At 66.0% G+C, this 6102-nt stretch carries 5 protein-coding genes and 1 tRNA gene; all 6 read left to right on the top strand.

Going from position 1 to position 6102, the window contains the following annotated elements; genetic code table 11:
- On the top strand, positions 1-834 hold an 834-nt coding region (locus tag EN884_RS14970; RefSeq protein ID WP_128360604.1), incomplete at its 5' end, for a glucokinase.
- Positions 835-912: 78 nt separating this feature from the next.
- Positions 913-2784: an ABC transporter ATP-binding protein gene (locus EN884_RS14965; RefSeq protein ID WP_024502175.1), complete on the top strand. Its 1872-nt coding sequence runs from the start codon at positions 913-915 to the stop codon at positions 2782-2784.
- Positions 2781-3623, top strand: a complete 843-nt coding sequence (dapB, locus tag EN884_RS14960; RefSeq protein ID WP_013528616.1) for a 4-hydroxy-tetrahydrodipicolinate reductase — start codon at positions 2781-2783, stop codon at positions 3621-3623. The genes EN884_RS14965 and dapB overlap by 4 nt, the downstream gene beginning before the upstream one ends.
- A 33-nt stretch (positions 3624-3656) precedes the next feature.
- Positions 3657-4277 carry a 2,3-bisphosphoglycerate-dependent phosphoglycerate mutase gene (locus EN884_RS14955; RefSeq protein ID WP_013528615.1) on the top strand — a complete coding sequence of 207 codons (621 nt, stop codon included), beginning with the start codon at positions 3657-3659 and terminating at the stop codon, positions 4275-4277.
- 73 nt (positions 4278-4350) lie between these two features.
- Positions 4351-4435 (top strand) — tRNA-Leu (locus tag EN884_RS14950).
- A gap of 150 nt (positions 4436-4585) precedes the next feature.
- Positions 4586-6102, top strand: a 1517-nt coding sequence (locus tag EN884_RS14945) for a cyclic nucleotide-binding domain-containing thioredoxin-disulfide reductase (protein WP_245491934.1), incomplete at its 3' end; no start/stop codon positions are given.

Below are 6102 nucleotides of genomic sequence, written 5' to 3'. Positions count from 1 at the left end.
CTGGCGGTGGCCGGTCCGGTCGACGGCGACGAGATCGAACTGACCAACTGCCCCTGGATCGTCAAGCCGAGAAAAATGTTCGCCAGCCTCGGCCTGAGCGACATCGTCGTGCTCAACGATTTCGAGGCGCAGGCGCTGGCCGTCGTCGCGCTCGGCGAGGAGCACATGGAAAAGATCGGCGGCGGCACGCCGGAGCCCAATGCCGGCCGCGTCGTGCTCGGCCCCGGAACCGGGCTCGGCGTCGCCGGGCTGGTCCATGCGCTGCACCACTGGATACCGGTGCCCGGCGAGGGCGGCCATATGGACATCGGTCCGCGCTCGGCCCGCGATTTCGAGGTTTTTCCGCATATCGAGAAGCTGGAGGGCCGCATTTCGGGCGAGCAGATCCTGTGCGGACGCGGTCTGGTCAATGTCTATCGGGCGGTTGCCAAGGCGGACGGCAAGCCGTCGCCCTTCACCACGCCGGCCGAGATCACTGCCGCGGCACTTGCGAAAACCGATCCGGTTGCCGAGGAAGCGCTGGAGACCTTCGTCACCTGCCTTGGGCGCACGGCAGGCGACCTTGCTCTGGTGTTCATGAGCCGCGGCGGCGTGTTTCTCACCGGTGGCATCGCGCAGAAGATCGTGCCGGCGCTGAAAGCCGGCAATTTCCGTGCCGCTTTCGAGGACAAGGCGCCGCACAGCGCGATGATGCGCACCATGCCGGTGTATGTCATTACCCATCCGCTGGCCGCACTTCTGGGCCTTGCCGCCTATGCCAGGAACCCCTCGCTGTTCGGTGTCCAGACTTCGGGCCGGCGCTGGCGCGACGAAGTTAGTCACCCCGAGGCATAGGCAAGCTGGCTGCTTGGCGTTAAGAGGGGTGCCAAATTGCCCGGCCGCGGGAAGCGGAAATCTACGAAGCGCTCCAATTTGACATTTCAGCCCCCCAATTTGTCGAAACCCCGTGCGGGAGAGATCGTGGCGGTCATCCGCCGTATCCTCCAGGAAAATGGCCGCGACTATCGGGGGGCGTATGTTTTCACCATCCTCTGCCTGCTGACCGTGTCGGCGACGACGGCGCTTGCCGCCTGGATCATGAGTCCGGTCGTCAATCAGATCTTCTACGAACGGCGCGGCGACCTGATCCCATGGATCTGCGCCGCACTGCTCGGTGCCTTCATCCTGCGCGGCCTTGCCGGCTACGGCCAGGCGGTGACGATGGCCAGGATCGGCAACAATCTGGTGGCGCGCTATCAGCAGCGCATCTTCAACCATCTGATGAAGCTTGGCGTCTCCTTCTTCAACGACACAAGGTCCGGGCGGCTGGCCGCGCAGGTCAACGAGAACGTCAACGGCATTCGCGACCTGTTGTCGATGACGGTGACCTCGACCGCGCGTGATGCCGTCTCGCTGGTCGGCCTGGTCGGCGTGATGATCTACCAGGATCCGATACTCTCCTTGAGTTCGCTGCTGATCGGGCCGCCGCTGATCTGGACCGTCACCTATCTGATGCGCCGGGTGCGCCGCATCACGCGCGAATCGGTGCAGATCAACTCTCGGCTGATCGGCGCCATGCAGGAAGCCACGCAAGGCATCGCCATCGTCAAGGCCTTCACCATGGAGGACGAGCTGTCGCGCCGGATCAGCCAGCTAGCCGAGGATGCCGAGCAGCGGTCGAACAAGATCGCTCGCGTCTCCGAGCGGCTGACGCCGGTCTCCGAACTGCTGGCCGGCATCGCCTTCGCCAGCGTCATCGCCTATTCCGGCTACCGGGCCACCGTTCTCGGCCAGCCGCCGGGCGCGGTGTTTTCCTTCATCACGGCGCTGACGCTCGCCTATGATCCGGCCCGCCGTCTGGCGCGCATGCAGGTCGGCATGGAACGCGCGCTTGTGAATGCGCGCATGATCTACGAGCTTCTCGACATCGAGCCGCAGCAGAGCGACGCCCAAGGCGCCGCCGAGGCGAAATTCACCTCCGGCGAAGTGCGTTTCAACAACGTCTCCTTCCGCTATGTCGAGGAGGCTCCGGTGCTGCAGGATCTGAGTTTCGTCGCCGCGGCCGGCAAGGTGACGGCAATCGTCGGCGCTTCGGGCGCCGGCAAGACGACATTGGTGGCGCTGCTGCAGCGCTTCTACGATGTCGAGGCGGGATCGATCGAGATCGACGGCCAGGACATCTCGAAGGTCACCAAACAGTCGCTGCGCGGTTCCATCGCCTATGTCTCGCAGCAGCCCTATCTGTTCGAAGGCACCATCCGCGACAACATCCGCTACGGCCGGCTGAGCGCCACCGATGCCGAGATCGAACAGGCCGCGGGCCAAGCCGCGGCCGACGACTTCATTCGCCAGCAGCCGCAGGGCTACGACACGCCGGTCGGCGAGAACGGCGTGACGCTGTCCGGCGGCCAGCGCCAGCGCGTCTCGATCGCGCGGGCCATCGTGCGGCAGGCACCGATCCTTTTGCTCGACGAAGCGACATCGGCGCTCGACAACGAGGCCGAGGCTCGCGTCCAGCAGGCGCTGACAAAGGTCATGGAAGGCCGCACCACCATCGTCATCGCGCACCGGCTGTCGACGGTGGTCAATGCCGACCACATCATCGTCATGGAACAGGGCCGGCTGGTCGAGGAAGGCACGCACGCCTCGCTGATGGCCGATCCGCACAGCGTCTATGCCCGCTTCCACCGCATCCAGGGCGTCAAGGGTCTGGGGCTTGTCGACGACAGCGCGCCGATCCGGACTTCGGCGCAACGCCTGTCACAAGGCATCGACACGCAGAGCATCGCCGGGAGCACGACATGAGCGCCACGCCCGCAACCGACGGACCGGCAAATGATATGGGCCTGGTGGTGGTGGGCGCCGCCGGCCGCATGGGCCAGACGCTGATCCGTGCCATCCACTCTATATCAGGCGCGCGGGTCATCGGCGCGGTCGAGCGGGCGGATTCGCCGCATCTGGGCAAGGATGCCGGCGAGCTGGCCGGCATCGGCATCATCAACGTGCCGATCAGCGACGATCCGCTGCCGGTGTTCGCCAAGGCCGACGGTGTGCTCGATTTCACCACGCCTGCTTCGACGGTCGAATTCGCCGGCTACGCGGCGCAGGCGCGCATCGTCCATGTCATAGGCACTACCGGCTGTTCGACCGATGACAATGCCAGGATCGCGGCGGCGGCGCGCCATGCGACGATCGTCAAATCGGGCAATATGAGCCTCGGCGTCAATCTTCTGGCGGTGCTGGTCGAGCAGGCGGCGCGCGCGCTCGATGCCGACGATTTCGACATCGAGATCCTCGAAATGCACCACAAGCACAAGGTCGACGCGCCTTCGGGCACGGCGCTGCTGCTGGGTGAAGCCGCCGCCGCCGGGCGTGGTATCGAGCTCTCAGGCAACGACGTGCGCGTCCGCGACGGCCACACCGGGGTGCGCAAGACGGGCTCGATCGGCTTTGCCACGTTGCGCGGGGGCTCTGTCGTCGGCGACCACAGCGTGATGCTGGCCGGCACCGGCGAGCGCATCACCCTGTCGCACCACGCCGAGGACCGCGCCATCTTCGCCCGCGGCGCCGTCAAGGCGGCGCTTTGGGCGCGCGGCAAGAAGCCGGGACTGTATTCGATGCGGGACGTGCTCGGCCTCAGCTGAGCCGGCCTGATCCATAAACCTGAAGGAGCAAACATGTCGCGAACCCTCGTGCTCGTGCGCCACGGCCAGAGCGAATGGAATTTGAAGAACCTGTTCACCGGCTGGCGCGACGTCGACCTGACCGAACAGGGCCACGCCGAGGCCAAGGCCGCCGGGCAAAAGCTCAAGGCGCGCGGCCTGAAATTCGACATCGCCTTCACCTCCGCGCTGATCCGGGCGCAAAAGACATGCCAGCACATCCTCGACGCGGTCGGCCAGGGCGACCTGAAGACCATCCGCGACCAGGCGCTCAACGAGCGCGACTATGGCGACCTCTCCGGCCTCAACAAGGACGACGCCCGCAAGAAATGGGGCGAGGAGCAGGTGCATGTCTGGCGCCGCTCCTACGACGTGCCGCCGCCTGCCGGCGAGAGCCTGAAGGACACCGGCGCCCGCGTCTGGCCCTATTACCTGCACGATTTGCAGCCGCATGTGCTGCGCGGCGGCACCGTGCTGGTCGCCGCGCACGGCAACTCCCTGCGCGCGCTGATCATGGCGCTCGACGGCAAGTCGGGCGAGGAGATCGTCAAGCTGGAACTCGGCACCGGCGTGCCGGTCATCTACCAGCTCAACGCCGATTCCACCGTCGCTTCCAAGGAAGTGCTGGACGACTGAGCCGGCGAACGGAGCACCTGCGAAAAAAGCGCGTTGACAGCAATCGCTTGCCCGCTTACATGAGCCCGCACCAGCCCAGATGGCGGAATTGGTAGACGCGCACGGTTCAGGTCCGTGTTCCGCAAGGAGTGGAGGTTCGAGTCCTCTTCTGGGCACCAAATTCCCGTTTCGAACCACTTGACGGTTCAGAAACTTAGAGAAAAAAGCCCGGTTCGTCCGGGCTTTTTCTTTTCAGCCAACCTCCCCTTCCGGCCAGTCCCCTCACAAACCGCTTCAAACTCCGCGGCCGCTTCGCTACGCTCAAAACCATGGCTCAATCCACCAACCCGATCTTCGGTGCCCGCCGCGACCAGGCGTTCCCCACGCTGGCCGAGGTGGACATCGACCGCATGCGCCGGTTCGGCGAGGCCAGCGCCTATGCAGCCGGCGAGCACATCATCGAAGCCGGCGATGTGGCGCCCGGCCTGATCGTCGTGCTGTCGGGTAGCGTGGACATCACCCAGGACGGCGGGCTCGGCCGGCGCGAGACGATCGTCACGCACGGCCCGGGCAGCTTTGTCGGTGAGCTGGCGCAGCTTTCGGCCCGTCCCTCGCTGGTGAATGCGCAGGCCGCCGAGCCGGTGGAGGCGTTCGTCATCGCCTCGCAACGACTGCGCGACCTGATGGTGCAGGAGGCCAATCTCGGCGAGCGCATCATGCGGGCGCTGATCCTGCGCCGCGTCGGGCTCTTGGAGAGCGCCACCAGCGGGCCGATCATCATCGGACCCCAGGACAATGCCGACGTGTTGCGGCTGCAGGGTTTTCTGGCGCGCAGCGGCCAGCCGCACCGCGTGCTCGATTCCGACAGCGATCCCTGCGCCAAAACCCTGGTCGAACGCTTCGAGGTCGATCCGCACCACCTGCCGATCGTGCTCTGTCCAAACGGCAGGCTGCTGATGAACCCCGGCGAAAAGGACCTCGCCCGCTGCGTCGGCCTGTTGCGCCCGATCGATGCCGATACGGTGTATGACGTGGCCATCGTCGGCGCCGGCCCGGCAGGGCTGGCGGCGGCGGTCTATGCGGCATCCGAAGGGCTGTCGACGATCGTGCTCGATTGCCGTGCCTTCGGCGGACAGGCCGGCGCCTCCTCGCGCATCGAGAACTATCTCGGTTTCCCGACCGGCATCACCGGCATGGCGCTGATGGCGCGCGCCTACAACCAGGCGCAGAAGTTCGGCGTTGAAATGGTCATCCCGGACGAGGCGAAGCTTTTGAGCGCGGCCACCGACACTTCAGGCGCCCGCTATCTGCTCGATGTCGGTGACGGCGAGACCGTGCGCACGCGCAGCGTGGTGATCGCCAGCGGCGCGCGTTATCGTCGCCTCGACATCGCCGATCTGGCGCGGTTCGAGGGGACGTCCGTGCACTATTGGGCGTCGCCCATCGAAGGCCGGCTTTGCGCGGGCCAGGAAGTGGCGCTGGTCGGCGCCGGCAATTCGGCCGGGCAAGCGGCTGTCTACTTGGCCAGTCATGCGCGGAAGGTGGCGCTGCTGGCGCGCGGCGGCAGCCTCGATGCCAGCATGTCGCGCTACCTGGTCGAGCGCATCCGGGCGCAGCCGAACATCGAGGTGCTGACCGGGACCGAAATCGAGGCGCTGGACGGCGAAGAGGGCAATCTTGCCACGGTGAGCTGGCGCAACCGCGCCAGCGGCGCGGAAACGACGCGCCCGATCCGCCATCTCTTCCTCTTCATCGGCGCCGATCCGAACACCGATTGGCTGGCCAACTGCGATGTCGCGCTGGACGCCAGGGGGTTCGTGCGCACCGGATCGGACATAGGATCGTC

Source organism: Mesorhizobium sp. M7A.F.Ca.AU.001.01.1.1, assembly GCF_004022735.1.
In the GTDB taxonomy this organism is placed as follows: domain Bacteria; phylum Pseudomonadota; class Alphaproteobacteria; order Rhizobiales; family Rhizobiaceae; genus Mesorhizobium; species Mesorhizobium ciceri.
Note: the sequence above shows the minus strand (reverse complement) of the source record. Positions and strands in the feature narration are given on the sequence as shown.

Bases quoted from the DNA above. Each gene is read 5' to 3' on its own strand.
- dapB (WP_013528616.1), top strand. From the start codon at position 2,781: ATGAGCGCCACGCCCGCAACCGACGGACCGGCAAATGATATGGGCCTG.
- EN884_RS14955 (WP_013528615.1), top strand. From the start codon at position 3,657: ATGTCGCGAACCCTCGTGCTCGTGCGCCACGGCCAGAGCGAATGGAAT.